This window comes from Pirellulales bacterium, assembly GCA_019694435.1.
Lineage (GTDB): Bacteria > Planctomycetota > Planctomycetia > Pirellulales > JAEUIK01 > JAIBBZ01.
On sequence record JAIBBZ010000001.1, the window covers coordinates 213,980 to 232,525 of the forward strand.

13 protein-coding genes are annotated in these 18,546 nt (G+C 64.1%); 3 read left to right on the forward strand and 10 right to left on the reverse strand.

The features are described 5' to 3' along the window. Positions 1-5 precede the first annotated feature (5 nt). The 6 genes from K1X74_00850 to K1X74_00875 all read right to left on the reverse strand — a co-directional run bounded on the left by K1X74_00850 (position 6) and on the right by K1X74_00875 (position 7,382). Positions 6-3,767 (reverse strand): hypothetical protein, encoded by a 3,762-nt coding sequence (locus tag K1X74_00850; protein ID MBX7164869.1) that lies wholly within the window; start codon positions 3,765-3,767, stop codon positions 6-8. 314 nt (positions 3,768-4,081) lie between these two features. Beyond that, positions 4,082-4,678, reverse strand: a complete 597-nt coding sequence (locus K1X74_00855) for a pyridoxamine 5'-phosphate oxidase family protein (protein ID MBX7164870.1) — start codon at positions 4,676-4,678, stop codon at positions 4,082-4,084. A gap of 74 nt (positions 4,679-4,752) precedes the next feature. Continuing rightward, positions 4,753-5,763 (reverse strand): alpha/beta hydrolase, encoded by a 1,011-nt coding sequence (locus K1X74_00860; protein MBX7164871.1) that lies wholly within the window; start codon positions 5,761-5,763, stop codon positions 4,753-4,755. Positions 5,764-5,821: 58 nt separating this feature from the next. Then, positions 5,822-6,196: a DsrE family protein gene (locus K1X74_00865; GenBank protein ID MBX7164872.1), complete on the reverse strand. Its 375-nt coding sequence runs from the start codon at positions 6,194-6,196 to the stop codon at positions 5,822-5,824. A gap of 61 nt (positions 6,197-6,257) precedes the next feature. After that, positions 6,258-6,728, reverse strand: a complete 471-nt coding sequence (locus tag K1X74_00870; protein MBX7164873.1) for a nuclear transport factor 2 family protein — start codon at positions 6,726-6,728, stop codon at positions 6,258-6,260. 66 nt (positions 6,729-6,794) lie between these two features. Then, positions 6,795-7,382 carry a peroxidase-related enzyme gene (locus tag K1X74_00875; GenBank protein ID MBX7164874.1) on the reverse strand — a complete coding sequence of 196 codons (588 nt, stop codon included), beginning with the start codon at positions 7,380-7,382 and terminating at the stop codon, positions 6,795-6,797. A gap of 217 nt (positions 7,383-7,599) precedes the next feature. Here K1X74_00875 and K1X74_00880 point away from each other — a divergent pair, with 217 nt between their 5' ends. Beyond that, the gene (locus tag K1X74_00880) at positions 7,600-9,204 is read left to right on the forward strand and encodes a sigma 54-interacting transcriptional regulator (GenBank protein MBX7164875.1); all 1,605 of its coding nucleotides are present in this window, start codon (positions 7,600-7,602) and stop codon (positions 9,202-9,204) included. A 1,088-nt stretch (positions 9,205-10,292) separates the two neighbouring features. On the opposite strand, the gene K1X74_00885 is transcribed toward K1X74_00880, so the two are convergent. From K1X74_00885 to K1X74_00895, 3 genes are all read right to left on the reverse strand, one after another. Continuing rightward, positions 10,293-11,801 (reverse strand): Nramp family divalent metal transporter, encoded by a 1,509-nt coding sequence (locus K1X74_00885; protein MBX7164876.1) that lies wholly within the window; start codon positions 11,799-11,801, stop codon positions 10,293-10,295. 163 nt (positions 11,802-11,964) lie between these two features. Next, a complete protein-coding gene (locus tag K1X74_00890; GenBank protein MBX7164877.1) occupies positions 11,965-14,226 on the reverse strand; it encodes a hypothetical protein in 2,262 nt (753 codons plus the stop codon). Positions 14,227-14,404: 178 nt separating this feature from the next. Continuing rightward, positions 14,405-14,722: a hypothetical protein gene (locus tag K1X74_00895; GenBank protein ID MBX7164878.1), complete on the reverse strand. Its 318-nt coding sequence runs from the start codon at positions 14,720-14,722 to the stop codon at positions 14,405-14,407. Positions 14,723-15,154: 432 nt separating this feature from the next. Between K1X74_00895 and K1X74_00900 the strand changes: the two genes are divergently transcribed. Together K1X74_00900 and K1X74_00905 are read left to right on the forward strand one after the other, a co-directional pair. Further along, on the forward strand, positions 15,155-16,081 hold the full coding sequence (locus K1X74_00900; protein MBX7164879.1) for an HDOD domain-containing protein: 927 nt from the start codon (positions 15,155-15,157) through the stop codon (positions 16,079-16,081). Between the two features lie 283 nt (positions 16,082-16,364). After that, complete coding sequence (locus K1X74_00905) at positions 16,365-16,877, forward strand: tetratricopeptide repeat protein (GenBank protein ID MBX7164880.1); 513 nt, start codon at positions 16,365-16,367, stop codon at positions 16,875-16,877. A gap of 190 nt (positions 16,878-17,067) precedes the next feature. Here the strand turns inward: K1X74_00905 and K1X74_00910 are convergent, their stop codons facing one another. Then, a complete protein-coding gene (locus K1X74_00910) occupies positions 17,068-18,390 on the reverse strand; it encodes a hypothetical protein (protein ID MBX7164881.1) in 1,323 nt (440 codons plus the stop codon). Between the last annotated feature and the right edge of the window lie 156 nt (positions 18,391-18,546).

The window sequence follows — 18,546 nt, forward strand, 5'->3', positions numbered from 1 at the left end:
GAGATTTATTCGGCCCGGAGCAAACGCTGTGCCTGCTCGGAGACCTGCTCCGACGAAGATCTGGCCCACTTTTCGACTTGGGGTCGCAGGGCGTCGGGTAGCGCACGCAGCGGTGCGAGAATTTGCAGTAGCGCCAATTGCGTGTTTGGGCTTTCGTCGCCGGCATGCCTGGCCACGAGCTCAACCACCGCCCTTGTTCCGGCGCGGTCGAACACCTCGAGGGCTTCGCTGCGGCGGTCGTCGACTTGCTGCTTCCATTGCTTTCTTGCCTGCTCGTCACCGGGACCCTGCCCTGGATCGGCCAGCTTTGCCAGCTCTTCGAGCGCGGCAGGGAAACCGCGTTCATCTCCGCGAAAAGCAAGTGCGGCCGCCAATCGCAGCCGATTGGACTTGCGGTTCGAGACTTCTGGAATCTCGCGACCATACGCTTCGCGCAACACGTCGACGGCGTCCGGCGATTCGAGATTGCGCAGATACCTGATCGCGTCATGCCAGACGTCGGCGCTGGCCTGAGATTCGAGCAGGACACGGACAGCAGGCACGAAGTCCGCCCGACTGGTATGCGCCAGCGCGTAGATGGTATCGATATCGCCGCGGCGCACGCGGCGGTCGATGAAATCGAAGGCCGCGTCGTCGTAGCCGAGAATGGCAGTCAGGTATCCATGGACCTCTCGATAGCCGTCGAAGTCTCGGCGAGCTTCGAGGCGATCGATCGCGTCGGTCAAGATCTGCACGTTTCTTGCATCTTGAAGGTTGCCTAACAACGTCGCCAGCTGCTCGGCACGGTGGCCCGTTCCTGCAAGTTCCCGGCTGTGCTCGGACTGGACAACCGTGGCACCGTCGATGTAAGCGTTCATCATCCCTTGCACCAGGCGCACGGATGCATCACTGCGAACGGTGGCCAAAGCGACGAGCGCTTGCCCGGCCACAGCGATCTGGGCAAAACGGCCAGGATCGTCGGCCGCCGATTCCTGTCGGGTGAGCATCGCTTCGATTTGACCAAGGCCTTCGTCGCGACGCAGCAGACACAGGGCGATTCCCGCCGCAGCTCGTACATTCGCGTCTTCATGCTCGAGCAGTCGCAGCGAGGGCGCGGCGACCCGCTGGTCATTCGCAAAGCCAAGCAGCCGGATCGCGGTCGCGAGCATGGCCGGCTCGCGCGCGCGATCGACGATTTCCAACAAGCGATCCGCGTACGGTTGCAGGAGATCGACCGGCGCTTCGTGCTCGACCGTTTGCCGACGCCAACGGCCCGGCGTGTTGAACAGGCCGTCATCGAGCGTCTCGACGAGCTGCGAGTCAATTTCCTGAAGCGCCGCTCGCCAACAACCGGGATCGTCGGCAGCCAGCAAGGTTTCCAGGGGAAACACCAGACCGCGGTCGTCCAACATGCCCCACAGGGTTCCCACGGGGGCGCTGGTTGTGTCCCCCCGGCTCAGGCCGATGGCCACCGTGCTGACTCTGTCGTCCCCAAACGGTCTGGGCAACGCGACGCCCCAGGTCGCGTCGACAAGGTAATCTACGACTTTCACTTTGTCGCTTTTCGCGCCGGCAGAAAGCAGCCGGCCGGCGGGATCGAAAACAGCGACAGACGTCTCGAAGACGAACTCATTCATTCGGTCACGAGAAGCGAAATGAACGGCGGCGACGAGCCCTCCGTCGCGTTCCGTTTGCAGCGCGACATCCACCAGCCGCGTCTCGCCAGAAGCATCAGCAACCGCGCGCAACGGCACTGCGCCGGCGCCGACCACGGGTCGACACGCGGCCAAGCGGCGCAACTCGGCATCGGGCAGCTGCGACGTGTCTCCGAGACCGTCGATTACAAATCGAGCTACCGCGCTCAACGCGCGCGAGCGGCCAAACGACGCCACGGCGGTGAACTGGTCATTCTCGTCGGCGAAAACGCCCTGGGCCGCCTGAAGCAGTCGATCGTCCGCATCCAGCAGCAGGACGCGCACGGTTTGTCCGGCGGTAACTCCCTTGCGCTCCGCCTTGCATCGTAGGATCAGATTCCGCTGCGCGTCCAACGTAAACGCGGCGGAGGCCGGGCCGATGGTCATCTGCCTGCCCAACCTGAACGTCAAGGTATTGACGGTCTGAGTTACAGTGTTGTCGCCTCTCGCATCTGCCTCGAATACCTCGCGGTAGGCCTGCACCTGTCGCTCGACATCGTCAGCCAGCGTCGACTTCCCGTCGATTCGCGCGACATTCACCGTACCGCGAACCTGTTCACCGGACGAAAACGAGGCCGCGACGGTTTTGAGCAGCCATTGTCGCCCAGCGACCAATTGGAAATCGTAGTGACACGCGAAGTAATCCTTCGATTCGACGTCGATGCCCAGCGGCACGAGCGAACCGGCTTCGCCGGCGACCGGCGTGTACCCTGCAAAGTCGATCTCAAAGCGTCGATCATCCCGATCGCAGACGAGCGTTTCGTGCAGCGGCACCAGCCGCTGCTTGTCGATGTAAAGCACCTCGTACGCCGGCCGGAGATCATGCAAGTAGCACCGTGAGCTGAAACCGAGCATCACACCGCAACCGAGCCGCGCCGATCGCGGGTGCGAGCTAATCGTGGCGACGTGACAGGGCGTGCCGTTCCATTGGCCGTCGGCGATTTCGACGCGGCAATCGTCGAGCATGCGCCCTAGCTCGAATAGCGGCAGATCGAACCGACAGCCCATGAGCGCATTGCGGCGGAGCCGAGTGTCAGCCTCCGGGTTCCGCGAATCGGCCAAGGCGGCGTGAACAAATGCCCGCGGATCATTGCGATGCGCTTGTCCAGTGCGGCCGTCGGGGAGCACGATCCGGCGCTCGCCGGATGGACTAGCTTCGAAGACCACCAGCCCGTCGCGCCTGAACACACACGTTTCGGTGACGTCGTCTCGCTCGACGTGAAACTCGTATTCGAGCGTGTCGAACGCCGCCGCGGGAGCGAGCCAGGCGGCGTTCTTCTCCAGCATCTGGCGCAGGATGCGCCGGCCTTCGTTCTGCCGACGCTCACCTTCCGAGTGCTTGGCAACGACGCGATCGTCGTTGATCTGTACATCGCTCGTTCGGGCCACGAGCGTTACGCGGCCATCTTTGACAGACTCGGCAGACTCCAGCAGCCACGCCGCGTTGCCTTGCCAGGCGAAGTGCATTCGAAAAACGATGTCGCCGCGGTGGACGACGATCAATTGCGGCACCCATCGGTCGGCGCCCACTTCTCGCCAACTCAGAAATTCGTATTGCGAGTCGTCATGGACTTCGCGGCGCGGCAAGAGCGTCTGCGAGTCCAGTTCGAGGCGCAGCTCGCTCGACGAATGACAGAAATATCCGTGCCATTCGCCGTCGATACCATGACCCACCTCCAAGTGAAACGGCGCGACGGCGGCTTTGGGCCGAACGGTCAGCTCCAAGTGCGGTTCGGCCCCTTGTGGCTGGCCGTCGACGCGCTCGACTTCGACATCAAACTGGTTCGGCGCTCGCAGAACTCTCGTGAGGCCGGTCAAGAGCGTGGCTCCTTGCCACATGCTGGCTCGATGTTTCGAGCCGCCGGATACAAGCTCAACGATTCGATCATCGTTCCCAAGGTGGTAGACGTACCTTAAGGACTTCAGATCGCGCGAAGGCTGTTGGATCCACGGCCGGCACCGAGCCGCCAGGTTGTTGACTATCTCCTGACCGTCGAGACCGCCATCGGCAGGGCTGCCCAAGGCGAGCGCGGATTGCAGCATGATCAGCGACCAGCACACCGTCACGCCGCATCGCGAAAGATATCGAGCCATCGCTGCACTCCTCGATGAGCCACTGTGAGGCGTCGCCAGAGATGCTGAGTATATAGCCTGACCGCCAGATATCCCTAGACGTTCTTACCGCTGATGGATAATGCGCCAGTCGTAGTTCGGTGCGCGGGTGATGCCCCCGCGGCGCGCCGGGCATCCACGTCTCTCGCTGCGAGATTGCGGCAGGGGGTTCGCCAACGCGCGCGTGCTGCACAGCAATCCCGTCGAAGTCGAGCCGACCTCTGCAAGACAGGACCGGTTCCGACGTAGGCCTGATCGATATCGATCGTTGGCGCAGACGCGGTAACTCGTGAAGCTCACGCTTCGCCAAGCCGCGCCTTCAGTTCCCTGATCTGTTGTTGCAGGCGCGTAATTTCCGCCTGGACCTTCGACTCAGGCAGGCGTCGGTGGATGTGTTGAGGACAGTTGGCGTCCCAGGCCTGGATCGCGAAGACGATGGCCCTCTCGACGCGTGCCGGGTATCCCTTGTCTGTGAGCCGCTGGAGCAACCGTGGGTCGTCTTCGACCACGCGTGCCTTGCCCCAAACCTTGATACGCTGCTGACCCTCGTAATCCATCAGGAACAAGAACGCCTTCGGATTGTCCCGCAGGTTCCCGAGCGTGATGTATTGGCGGTTCCCGCCGAAGTCGGCAAACGCCAAGGTCTGCTCATCGACAACTCGCAGCAAGCCTGGCGGTCCCCCACGGTACTGGATATAGGGCTGGCCCTCGGCGTTCGCTGTCCCCAGATAGAACATGTCGAGTCGCGCCAGGAAGGCGTCGAGTTCCGGCGTGACCCTGGTCTGCCAGCCGCCCCGCTGTTCCATCTTGCCGTAAGCAACTCGCGAGCCCTTTTCCTGCTGGATCGCCTTGACGATCGGCGTGAAGGCGACGTCGCTTGAATAACGTGTCATGGCGTTCTCCGGTTGAAGTGTTCCGCCCCCGGGCGCGGCTTGCCCGAGGGCGGCGATCATGACGGTCGTCGATCCTACGGGAGCGTCGACACCTGGGAGCGCGAAGCGTGGTCGTTGGAGAGCTCCGTCCGCGAAACCGGGGCGGGGCTGCCAGCTACTCTGCGGTCGAGGAAGTCGCCCATCAGCCGGGCGATCTCGGCGCCATCTTCCTCCAGGGCGAAGTGCCCGGTATCGAGCAGATGGAATTCGAGATCCTTGAGGTCACGCTTGTAAGGGTATGCGCCTGCGTCCGGGAAGATCGCATCGTTCTTTCCCCAGACGATGAGCGTCGGCGGTTGGTGCACACGCAAATACTCTTGCCACGCGGGGTACAGCGGCGGGTTGCTGCCGTAGCTGTGGAACAGGGCGAGTTGGATATCTTGATTGCCTGGGCGGTCCAACAAGGGCTGGACGTGGTCCCAGGTGTCCGGATTAATCGCTTCGACGTCGCGGACCCCGTGCGTGTATTGCCACTTCGTCGCGTCGATCGTGAGCAACGCTCGCAGGGCGTCGCCATGCTCTGGAGTGCGTTCCGCCCAATACTTCTTGATCGGCTTCCAGAAGTCGTTGTCGATCCCTTCCTCGTATGCATTGCCGTTTTGGATAATGAGCGCGTCGACACGCTCTGGCGCCGCCGCTGCGATCCGGAAGCCGATAGGCGCGCCGTAGTCCATCAAGTAGAGAGAGTATCTCTCGACCCCGATCCGCTCGATGAACGTCCTGACGATCTGGGCGAGATGTTCGAAGGTGTAATCAAACTTTTCGACGGGCGGCGCCGAGCTGTAGCCGTATCCTGGGTAGTCAGGCGCGACGACGTGATATTTCTTGGCGAGCTGAGGGATCAATTCGCGGAACATATGCGACGACGTCGGGAAGCCGTGCAGCAGCAGGACCGTGGGCGCGTCCCGTGGCCCGGCCTCACGGTAAAAGATGTCAAGTCCGTCGATCTGGACGGTTCGATAGCGAACGTCAGCAGGTGCAGCGGCGAATGCCGAACTTGCCAGACAGAGTACGAGCGAAGCGACGAACAGTTGGGTGCGAGTCATCTTGATTTCTCCGTGTTTCTCCCGGCCAGGCCGAGCCATGATTGCGTTCGGTTCAGGGTCAGAAAGTCAGCACGCTGTAGCCGTCGCCCACGAGTTGCGCAACGCTCGGCAGCCCGGTCGTGCCGGGCACCTGGTTGTCCGTGATCAGGTCGAAGCCGTGCTTCACCGCGTCGTCGCGGGCACCGAACACGTCGGCGCACCCGCAAGAGACACCCGCGATACGATCCTTGACCGCCTGGTAGAGCCCGTGGCCGGCGTGCTCCGGGTTCAGCAGTTGGGCAGGCCATCGCGTGCCCGCTCCTTGGAAATAGATGCGGACTTCTTCGTTCCGCTGCTTGAAGTCATAGGCCGCAGCCAAGGCGTTGAACAAACGCCCCAGTGCCTCCTGGGAGCCAGCCTGAGGGTCCGACAGGACAACGATGGCAGTCTTCATGGTTCTTTCCTGATCAACGGTTTTGCAGCGATTGGCGGCGAAACGCTCGCCGAACCTCGAATCAAACGAGACTCAGAACTGCGGGCAGGTCGGCCGGCCGTGGTTTGCCGAGTGGCCAATGGAATTTCCGATCTCCGTCATTGATCGCGAGGTCGTTGATGCTCGCCTCACGGCGACGCATGAGACCGTCGGCATCGAATTCCCAGAGTTCGTTGCCGTAAGCTCGCCACCACTGCCCCGACGAATCGTGGTATTCGTACTGGAAGCGGACCGCGATCCGGTGCTCGCCAAATACCCACAGGTCCTTCATTAGGCGATAGTCGAGTTCCTTCGCCCACTTGCGGGCGAGGAACGCTTGAATCTGCTCGCGGCCCTCCAGGAATTCACTCCGGTTCCGCCAGATCGCATCCTCGCTGTACGCGAGCGACACGCGGTAGGGGTCGCAAGAGTTCCACGCATCTTCGGCTGCGCGGACTTTGGCGATCGCCGTGTCGCGGTCGAACGGAGGCGTTAGTGACTTCGAGCTTGCCATGACATTGCTCCGGGCGAGTTGCTTGAAAAAGATCCGGGCCGGCGCAGGTGCCGGCCCGGGCGTGACTCAAGCGGTACCGCCGCAGTCGGTCGCGCAGGCCGCAGGCTCTTGCGCCGTCAGCGGCGCCGCCGCAGGGAAGTCGATATCGGTTTCGACGAGATTGTTGAAGAAGTTCGTCAGCACATTCAGCGCGACGTGCCCGACGATCTCGGCAACCGCGTCGTCACCGAAGCCCGCGCTGCGGAAAGTCTCCAGATCGGCGTCCGACACGCGTCCGCGCGACTGGAGGATCGATCGGGCAAAGCGAGCGACCGCACGGCCGGCGCCATCGACGCCGTCGGCACGACGGGCGGCTTCGATAGCGTCCGGAGTTAGCCCGACCAGCTTGCCAATCGTGGAGTGAGCGGCAAGGCAGTACTCGCATCCATTCGCTTCGGCGACCGCCAGCGCGATGATCTCCCGTTGCTGGGCGTTGAGTCCTTTCCCGGTGCCCAGGGCACTCGAGAAATCGAGGTAGCCGCGAAGCGCGGCGGCCGAGTTGCCCAAGGCCCTCAGCAGGTTGGGGACTCGGCCGAGCTTCGATTTCACGGCCGCAAACAGTTCTGCTTGCTGGGGGTTGGCTCGTTCGGGGTCGATTTGCGTGAGGCGCGGCATGATCGAGTCTCCTTCAGCTTCTGAGGTGGACGGTTTCGGCGAGTTACTACTCGTCGATCAGCGGTAAAACACATTTCGTGCCAATCCAATGCAAATTCCGCAAAGCATTAATCCAAAGGCACTTACCAAAAGCACACACAACTCAACCCATCAACGACATTTCGTTGAATTACGACTTTTCGTTGAGTCACTGCGAAAAATCGTTATTCTGGCTTGAATGACGAAACTGACCGAAAGCACGCCGCTCTTCGACGACCCCAAGCGACTCTTGTTGGATCTGGCCCAACAGCGCGAGCTCACCTCGTTGCTGGACCTGTTGGTTTCGCGGATCGCCGGTTCGGACGCAGTCGCCCTCACCCGGCTTTGGCTCGTGCGGCCTGGCGAAGGCTGCGAGACGTGCCCCATGCGGAATGAATGCCCCGACCAATCGCAGTGCTTGCACTTGGTCGCGAGCAGCGGACGCTCGACGGTTACCCCGGAACTCGACTATTCGCGGCTCGACGGCCGCTTCCGACGATTCCCAATCGGCGTGCGCAAGGTCGGACGCATCGCGACGACGGGCGAGGCGATCGAAGCCCCCGACATGGCCGAACTCCCCGCCTGGGTCGCCGAACCCGAATGGGTTCGTGCCGAAGGGATTCTCGGTTTCGCGGGGCAGCCGCTGAGCCATCGCGGAAAAGTGCTCGGCGTGCTCGCCGTCTTCAGCAGGGTGCGGATCGGCAACGAGTGCCTCGATTGGCTGCGGATGATCGCGGACCATGCGGCCGCCGCCATCGCTCACGCCCACGCTTGGGACGAGGTGCAGCGACTACGTGCGCGGCTCGAGGAAGAGAACGAATACCTTCAGCAGGAGTTCGCCGCGGAGCAAGGCTTCGGCGAGATGCTCGGCGTGAGCCCCGCTTTGCGCAACGTTAATCACCAGATCAACCTGGTCGCTCCAACGGGCTCGACGGTTTTGATTCTCGGCGAGAGCGGTGCCGGCAAGGAGCTTGTCGCGCGCGAGCTCCATCGACGCAGCGACCGGGCAGACCGGCCACTCATCAAGGTGAATTGCGCGGCGATCCCCCGCGAACTGTTCGAGAGCGAGTTCTTTGGGCACGTACAAGGGGCCTTTACGGGCGCACTCCGCGACCGCCTCGGACGCTTTGAACTGGCGGATGGGGGCACCCTGTTCCTCGACGAGGTCGGCGAGGTGCCGCTCGATCTCCAGAGCAAGTTGCTACGCGTCCTCCAAGAGGGAGAGATCGAACGCATCGGCGAAGAGCGGACGCGCAAGGTCGACGTACGCGTCATCGCCGCGACGAATCGAGATCTTCGCCATGAGGCCCGCGAACGACGGTTCCGCGAAGACCTCTACTATCGGCTGAGCGTCTTCCCGATCGAGCTTCCGCCGCTCCGGGAGCGCCGCGACGATATCGCGATCCTGGCCGAGCACTTTCTCAGTCAAGCTGCCAAACGCTTGGGGATTGCCCCGCACCGCCTCACCCAGGCCGTTGCGCGACAACTCGAGCGGTACGACTGGCCCGGCAATGTCCGCGAACTTCAGCACGTACTCGAACGCGCCGTGATTCTTTCCCGCGGCGGCCCTCTGAGAATCGACTTGGACGACGCGTCCCAAGCGGCACCTCGCCCTTCGACGCACGGCCACGAGGAAATTCTGACCGACGCCGCGGTGCGTGAGTTCGAACGAGCCAACTTGCGGCGCGCCCTGGAAGCCTGCGGCGGCAAGATCCACGGCCCGGGCGGCGCCGCGGAGCTCCTCGGCATCAAGGCGACAACACTCAGCTCGAGACTGCAAGCAATCGGTCTCAAGGGCAAGTGAAAGCCGCAGTAGGAACCTGCGTTTCCAGGCCCGCGCGGCCGAACTCGCCCGCACGCCATGCAGCCGCCGCCCGCACTCGCGCCAGGCACCGCAAACATGGCGCATCGGAACACCGCCCACCTGCACAGGCTCCAGCGCCTCAAGGGACTGCCAATCGCCGTCGACACGCCCTGCCCTCAAGCTCCGTCCATGCGATCCAAGCGGATTCCCAGACACCTGAAGTTGAACCAGGACGGCTCGACGTGAGCGCATAACGAAGAAAAAGTCAGCGGATGGTACGAAGCCAACCGCATCTAAGCAGGATGCGAGTTGTCGCCGCGGATCGGCGAAGACTCGGACCGAGCGGTGGAGACCAACACCTTGCCGCTGAACCGCCTGCAAAGTCAGCCGGCTATTAGGCGATTGGTAGACCACTTTGCCTCTTACTTTAGGACAGCGACCAATGCCGCGGCTGCGCTGAGGCACGAGGCAATCGCCGATATTACCGCGAGCATCCACAGCCTCGATTCTCGAACGCTGCGCTCAGCGTCTAGAACTCGTCGCTGAAGTTCGAAATCTGGTGCCCGCCTGGCGCGGCCGCTCGTGCTCGCGGTGCGTTCATCGCCTGAAATATCGACGCCAAGCCTGAGCGCTCACTGCTCCAGCTCACTGCCTTGCGGCATGAGTATTCGTGTCACTCCCTGTTTCGCGCACTGGGACATAGGAAGTTCCGCATTTCATACGCCGCAAAAAATGCGGCCTAACTCGCCGGCGGCTGGTTGTAGATCACATCCTAGACGTCACTTGTCTCAATGTCAGGCGGTTCTCCGTGCGCTAGTCCCTTATGCTTGTTGCACAGGCGGACTCTAGCCCGTCGGCGTGGCTTATCGATGTACTCGCATCGAAGTGAGTAAAGAGGGCGCATCCTGTGCGCAAGCAGCGCACTTCCATCTACTACGGCACGACGCGCCGACGAAAGCGGCAAGCTCCCCTATCGCCGCTGTTGAACTACGCTGCGGGAGCGATCGTCAGCACTTTTCCGGACGGTGTCAGACCGGCGTCGCCTAACCACTCAAGCGCCGGCGCGCGTTTACAGCGATTCAAAGGAATCACTTCGCCACCAGCTCATACACCACCCAGGCCGCGAAGCCGCCGTAGAACAGTATGCCCCAGGCGAGCCACAGGGCGCGCCACCACGGCGTTCGCAGGTCGGCGGGCAGCCGGCGGCGGTTCAGATACAAGAGCGTCGCGCAATACAAGAACATCACCGCGCCGTTCAGACCTGAACTGAGTTTGAACATCGCAAACGCGCTCAGTTTCTCCTCGCCCACGAGCAGGATCAGCGCGCCCATGGCGATCGTGCCCCACAGGAATAGGTAATACAGCCGGCTCTCGCTCCAGCGCGGCTGATCTTCGAGCCAGTTCACCTTGACGATGTCGGTCGAAATCCGGCTGGTCAGGTCGAGCACGCCAAACTCGGTGGTCAGCAAGGTCGCCAGGCCCATCAGCAAGAAGGCGAACTTCGGAATGCCGCCCCACTGCGCGTCGACCGCCTGCGCCTCGGCCCAGACGAAAGCCAGATCGTCCTTGAACGCCGGCAGGCCCGGCTTCAGCGTCCCGTCCGGCTCGTAGAAAATGCTGTATGCCAGCAGCGTCAAGAGCGTCAGGCAGACAATGCACGTGACGAAGAAGCTCAAAAAGTGCTCGATGCACGTGGCCCTCCACCACTGGCGCCAACGGGCCAGATTCTCGGGCGTGTGCGGAAAGTGATAACCGAATTCGGCGACCGGCTCCTCGCGCCCGGTGATGGGACTGGTGATGCGGCCGATATACCGGCCCATCCCGTAGCCCTTGTCCTTGATGTAGTTGCTCTGGCCGAGGTTCAACGTGCCGCCCGCGCCGGCAAAGGCGAGCGCCCCCAAGAGCAGCCCCGGATGAATCTGCTCGTCGAACGGCGGCAGTTGCCCGACGCTCGTCAGTCCTGCGAGCATCGCGCCGACCGCGTCGGCGCGGACCATCGCCGCCGCCAGGATCACGACGATCACCATGATCAACGAGACGAGGACCAACTGGATCTTCTCGACCGTCTCGTAGACGACCGGCCCGGCCGTCAGCACGAGCCCGCACAAGACCAGCCCCCCGATCGACAACCAGGTGAGCGCCGCTCCGCCCGGGGTGCCGGCCGTCTCGGGCCAGATCAGCCAGCAGACGATACTCGCTCCGCCCTTGGCCCAGGCCGGGATCATCCACGGCACGACGTTCAGAAACAAAAACGCCCCGGCCCAATGCCGGCTCTGCCGGCAAAACCCCGTGATCGCGCTTTCGCCCGTGGCCAGCGTCCAGCGCTCGATCTCGAGATTGACGAAGTACTGCGTGGTCACGCCCAGCACGCAGGCCCAGAAGAAAATGAACCCAGTCTTGTAGGTGATGTACGGCCAGAGAATCAGTTCGCCGCTGCCCAGCGCCAATCCGGCGAGCATCACGCTCGGCCCGATCATCGCCTTCAAGGGCACCGGGTCGGGCAGATCGCGCCAGCGCAAGGGGGGCAACTGCCCGCGCGGGATCACCGAGTCGGGTACCGTCTCGCCGGGATCAACGTCCGCTTCGCGCTCGATCATCGGCCGCCTCTCCGCTGCTGCGGGCCGGCCGTTGGCGGCCGTACCCGGAAAAGGCCGCCAGTCTAACAACGCGCCGCGCGCTTGTCGCCGCCGCGCCGGTGCTAGGGTCGCCGGCGTACAGGGCTGGCTTCAGCCAGGCCAGTTCGCGCGCGACTGCATCGGTTTAGGCGTCGCCCGGCAACGGCTCCTCGGCGGCGGCGGGCGCCTTACCATAGCGGATCTCACCCTTCTTCAGCTTGGTGCGCCATTTCTGCGCCGCCTGCTGCCTGCTCTTGGGCGACTGCTCGGGCTGGTAGTACATCGTCGCTCCGGTAATCTGGCCCAGATTCCAGATCGCCAACCGTCGCACGCACAAGTCGTCGCTTTCGAGCGCGTCGATCAGTTGTGCATCGGCGCCGGCCGTAAGCTGCTCGTTCGAAAATCCCCACAGCAGCCGATACGACTGCTTGCCGGCCGCGCCGAACTGCCGGGCAAACGCCTCGGCCACGCGCTGCGTATCGGCAGGACTGCGGCAGGTGGCCGCGATCAACGACATCGCCAGCCCGTCCCAGAACGACTTGGCATCCTTGTCGGCGAGCAACCGCAGCGCCGCATCGAACTCGCTGATCTGGCACAAGCAACGCGCCGCCAGCGCGCGAACTTCGATTTGCGGTCGGTCGGCCGCCTCTTTGAGGGCCAACACGATGTTGCTCTCGGCCACCAATTGCTCGCCGATCTCTTTCGCCGCCCGGCGATCAATCAGCGCCGAAGTCTCGCTCGAAATCCAAGTGGGCAGGCCCGTTGCCACGGGGCCCGACGGCAACGACGGCGTGACGATCAGCTTTGGCCCGACGAATTTCTGCGGCGCCTCGTTGCTGCCGGGCGTGGCCATTTCGACCTGGCCCGACACCGCATAGACACCGATCACGTCGAGCGGCCGCACCTGCTCCGGATCGTCGCCCGGATTGTGAAACAGACCCAGATCGAGCGCTGCCACGCTCTCGTCGTTCGCCAACGTCAACAGCGCCTCGTGCTCGGCCAGCGTGATCCGCAGCCGCGAACCGGCATGCCCCGCGGCGAGAATCTTGACCTGTCCGTATTTCAACTGGATGCCAGGCACGCCCTCGGCGTCGGGCCCCGTGAGCGTGCAGTCGGTCGGCCCGACCAGTTCCAACAACACCCCGCTTTGCAGTTGCACGACTGGGCGAAAGACCGGCAATACGAGCAATTGCTCGTCGCTGCGAATCTCGTCGCCCGACGCCAGCCGCTGCCATCCCGGCGCGGCGCGGTCGAATCGCAGCAATACGGCTTCTTCCTTCATCAACCGCGCCACGCTCACCGGCGCCGCCGCGGGCCGCGCGCTGGGCTGCGGTTCGCCTTCGGCAGGCGTCTCGTCGGGCAGTTCGACCGGTGCGCCGGCGGGTGAAGCCGGGGCAGGCACCTCCGCGGGCGGCGTCTCGGTCGGCAATGGCGGCTCGCCAGGAACGGTGTTCGCCGGCAACGGTGCGGCATCCGACCCATCGGTATTCGGCGCGGAGGGAGCGGCCGTGCCAGATTCGCCGGCGGGCTCGCTGCCCGTGGTGTCGCTGCCCGCTGCATCACTGGACGGCGCCGCGTCGCCCGCCGTTGTGCTGCCGGCATCGGTCGCGCTCTCGGTCGAGCTGGAGGTCTCGGCCGCTTCAGACTTTGTTTGCGCGGAGGTGGCAGGCTTGTCTTTGGCTAGATCCTGCTTGTCCGGCCCCTCGGCGACCGTTAGCCCGCCGAGCAGGTCCGACAAAGATTGACCCGCCACGGCGAAATACAGCGCGCCGACGAGCGCCCCCAACAACACCGTTGCGGCCACGAGCGGCCACCATTGCGACTGCCGCTCTTCGCGCAAATACTCGGGCACCTCGCGTTGCCGCCGCTGGGGCGTCGACAGCAGCGGCGCCGGCTCGGTTGTCGGCGGGGCAGCCTCTTCGTCGACCGCGACGATGGCCGGCGTTTCGCCGCGAGCGGCCGGCACGCTTTCGAGCGCCCCGGCCGCGACAGCCTCGGCTTGGTGAGCCTCGGGGGTCGTGACTCGTTCGACCAGCTCGTAGATTTGCTGCCGCATGCCGGGTTCAACTTCGGCCTGTTCGCGTAGCACCAAGGCCAGGATTTGATGACTGCCGGCCACCTCGGCCAGATGTACGTCGGATTCGAGGCAGGCCCGTTCGAAGTCGGCCACCTTGGCTGCCGACATCATGTTGTCGAGATACTCGGCCACGTTGTTGGCGTCGCCGGCCAGACCGCGCTCGCTGACTTTCGGCGCCCCGATCCGCAACCGTCGCACCACGTCGCGCACTCGGTGCAGGATCGACGCCGCCTGTTCGTTCTGGTCGAGCTTCTCGCGAATCGCGGCCGCATCGGCCGGCTCGAGCATTTCGTCCATATAGGCCAACAGCGTGCGCAAAGTCAGGCGCATGGTTCGCAATCGCTTTTGGGCAAAGAGGGCCAGCCGGAGGGCTTTCGCTTCCCCCTTTGGGAAGCCGGCCGCCGCTGCGGAATCTCTACCCCTATTAGTGGCGCGCGGTGGCTTGCGCCGTAGAAGTTTTCCTCGCCCGGCGCGTGGCGTGCCCGCTAAGCGGCGAACGTCGAACGACTTAACGTTCGGTGGGCGAACCTGTCGCAGCCTCCGAGCCGACAGACTGGGGCCGTTGCGGCAAGCCGATCAGGGCCAGCATCGATGCCAGCAGCACCAGCATCGCCACCAGGCCCGGGTGCAAGTTCGGCTGATAGAACTCGACCGGCGGCTTCCAGGCTTCGATCGGCTCCCAGCCCTGCTCGGTGCGGCGCCATTCGACGCGCTCGACGGACTGCTTGCCGGCTTGCGCACGGCGCGGCTCGACCGAGCTGGGTACCTCGCTGGCGATCCAGCCCCCCAGGGTCAGCAGAAACAGCAGCCAGCCAATGGAACGCACGCACGGCACCCGCGAGAGGAGACGGCGATCGTGCACTCGCCGCGTGCCCAATTCGACAAGTCGGGGAACAATCCCCGGGGCACGGCACGTCGCGCCGTGATCATGCGAAACGCAAACCCAAGGCCTGTTCCTTAGCGGCGCCCGCGTCTTGCGGCGCAACTTGAAGTGGCCCAGCGGCCTACGAAGGAAAGGGGCGCCCGGTCGCGGAGTTGCCCATGTTGCTTTTCGTCTACAAGGCGGCCGTCGGACGTCGCCGGACGTCAACACGCAGGTCTTCCGTCAGGATTACACGCGTCACAATTGCCCACGGAAATAGCTGAAATAGCGCGTGGCATTCGTTTGCCGACGTTCCGGGGCTGGCCTAGGGTTTCTTTGCCCGGCGGCCCACGCGCGGTGCCCGGCAACCGGTGCTTTTTTTGCGGAGAATCCGCCATGAGTCAGGCAACCCCGACGCCTCCCCGCAGTATCGACCATTTGATCGCCGACGGCGGCCTACCGGCCTTGCCGCAAAGCGCGATCCAGATCTTGTCGCTGTCGCAGAACCCCGCCAACGGCCCTGCCGAATATGCCCTGCCGATCGAGGCCGACGCCGGCCTGGCGAGCCAGGTGCTGCGGTTCGTGAATTCGTCCTACTTCGGTTTTTCGCGCGAGATCGCCAGCGTCAAGCTCGCCATCTCGCTCGTCGGCGTGCGGACGATGAAGAACTTCGTCCTCTGGAGCGCCGTGTTCAGCCTGATGCCGAATCCCAAGTGCGGCCCGTTCGACCTGAAGCTCCTCTGGCAGGACTCGTTCCGCCGTGGGCTGCTGGCCCGAGCCGTTGCCCGGCTGCTCAAGTGCGAACAGCCCGAGGAGTGCTTCGCCGCCGGCCTGCTGCAGGACATGGCGATCCCACTGCTGGCCCGCGAATTTCCGGCTGAGTATGCCGGCTTGCTGAACTCCCGCCAGGGCGGCCAGTTGCGGCTCTCGGCCTTGGAGCGTGAGAATTTCGGCTGGACGCATGCCGAAGTCGCCGGCCGCATCGCCCAGCGTTGGAACCTGCCCGAGTCGCTGACGAATCTGCTCCGCCAGCACCTTTCGCTCGACGCATTGCTCGCCCAGCCCGAGGCTCCGCGCGGCGCGGCCGCGGTGGCGCTTAGCGCCTTGCTGCCTCCGGCGATTGACGAGCAATGGCACGAATGGCCGGCCTTCGAGATCGGATATCGCCGGCTCTGCCCGACCGGCCCCAGCGCCGCGGCGCTGCTGGCACAGGTCGACGCCGAGTTTGCCGAGTTCGCGCCGATTCTCAAACTCCCGATGCCCGCGCAGACTCTCGCGCAGCGCATCGCCTCCGTCAGTCCGACCCCCGCGACGGTCGCCTGAACGGCCGGCGCGGCAATCTAGCGGCCGGTCGATGCTGCGAATGCCCGCTGCTGCGCGGCGTTTGCTTGGCAAATTGGAACTGTTTTGCCAAGCTTAGTGCCGACAGCACCACGATTTAGCACAAGTTTGTCGGGCACCGATCTGGAATCGAGCAGCCACGGGCGAATAGAATACTAGTGGAGTAGGTGCCAAGCCCGCTGGATCGAGGCTTCCTCTCTTCACTCCCCGGATTGGCGGACGATCCGCGACCCGGGCGCGATAGCAGCGCGGGAGTTTGGACGCGGTGGCCAGCAACGATCGCATCCGCACGGCACGCACGATTCGCGCGGCCGAGGGCTACCTGGAGCTGAACCTGCCCCAGTACGCTCTCGAAACGCTCGATCGTTTGCCGCGCGGCCACATGCCCAGCCGTGCTTTGTATCTCAAGGGCGAGGCTCTACGCAGCCTGCAGCGCTTCGACGCGGCCATCGAGCCCTTGCTTCAGGCAGCCGAGTTGGACCCCGAAGATGTTCGCGTCTGGCTGGCCTTGGGGTGGTGCTACAAGCGCACCTCTCGGCTCGATCAGGCCATCGACGCCCTCGAACACGCCTTGGCGGCCGACTCCAGCGAGGCGGTCGTTCCCTACAACCTGGCCTGCTACTGGAGCCTGGCCGGCAACAAGCAGCGGGCGCTCGAATACCTCTCGACGGCCCTGGCCCTGAACGGCGACTTCCGCGATCTGGTAGGCGAAGAGTCCGACTTCGATACGCTGCGCGACGACCCCGACTTTCAAGCGCTCGTCAGCGTCATCGTCTGAGTCATCGTCATCCTGGCCATGCTGACGCCGCTCGGCGAGCACGGTCGGCATGAACGCCCCGAGCCAGGCGGCCCCCGGACACACGCATCAACACCAACGGCTCAGGATGCTGGCATCCTGAGCCGTTTTCGTTTCAAGCGTCGGGCACCTGCTGCGCCGCGATATGGCCCGCGGTGCGGGGCGAGCCGCTCTAGTAGTTGAACATCATCCCGAAGAACGCCCCGTGCAGGAACAATCCACCGTTGGTGTTCACGTCGAGGATTTCGTCGGTGAAGTGCACGTTGCCTTCGATCTGGTCGTCGGCCAGGCCGATGCCGCTGATGCCCAATACGCGGTAGCCCCCGAACACCGAGCACCAAGGCGTCAGGGCATAGTTCAACCCGGCGTCCAATTCACCTAGCACGGCCACTTGCCCGTCGGTGCTCTTCAGGTCGAGCGCCGTGAGCCCGTCGCCGCGATAGATGAGCGTGTGCTGCTCGACGACGTTGCCGAGGATGCCGACTTTCGGCGACAGGAACACGCCCAGACGCTCGGTCGCCGCCCACAAGGCCCGCGCCCCCACCTGGCCGCCGAACAGGTCGTTTTGAGCACCGAAGTTCATCCAGGCCTCGTCGAGACCGCCGTTGCCGCCAAACGTACCGCCCGGCCGTAGCGAGCCGTAGCGGAGCGTCTCGTCGAAATGGAAGTAGCGAAAACCACCCAGCAGCCCCAGGGCCAGCCGGTTTTGGCCGCCCGGGGCGGTGACCCAGTACAGGCCGTTCGCTTCCGCGTTGTAGATGTCCGAGTCACGATGCAGCCGCTGAGCCTGGGCGCCGTCGAACCAGAAATCCAGCGTGTTGCCGCCGAGCATCAGGTTCGGACCGCCGCTGGGGTTATCCAGGCCGATCGTCGTGTTGAGGAACTGGCCCGGCAGAATCGTGTCGATGCAGCTCTCGCCGCTGTCGACCGCCCAGAAGGTGCCTTCGACGGCGCCGTTACCGCAGCAGCCGACGCGACGGCCCAACGTCACCTGGCCGCCCCAGTTGTCGCCGAACAATGCCGGATCGTCCGAGCGCATGATGCACACGCCCGGCGTGGTCGACTCGAAGTTGAAATGGAACGGATCGGACTGGGCGCGGAACAACACCAGGCCCGCCGCGCCGCCATACCAGGGCGACCGGCAATCGGTCGGGCAGCAGCCCGTGTTGCATGCGCCGCTCGCGCAACCCGTTTGCGCCGGCATGGCTGTCGGGGTGTCTTGCCCCGTCGCCATCGGATCTTGATAGGCCAGTGGAAGCGCCGGAACGCCGGCGGCCGGGTTATAACCGGCAGCGCTGTAGTTCGGCGCGGCCATCACCGGCGACGCGGTCGGCATCGCGCCCGAGTAAGCGTTATACGGGTAGTAGCCCGCGCTGACCGGCGCGGCCGGGACATAGGCGGGGACGGGCAAGAGCGACGGTCCTTGGGCAAGTACCGTCGAGACGCCGCTCGCCAAACCGAGCGCAAGCGCCAACCTGAAACAGGTGGTCTTCATCGATGTGCACTTTCCGTTGTGCCAGCGCCAGGCCAGGTGCTCCGCCACTTGGTCCCGACGTGCTCCTTAACGCAGCCACGAATCCCCGTGTGCCGCGGCACCCAACAGGGCGATCCCTGCCCCGCAACTTCGGGTGCACATCCAAGAGCATCGGGA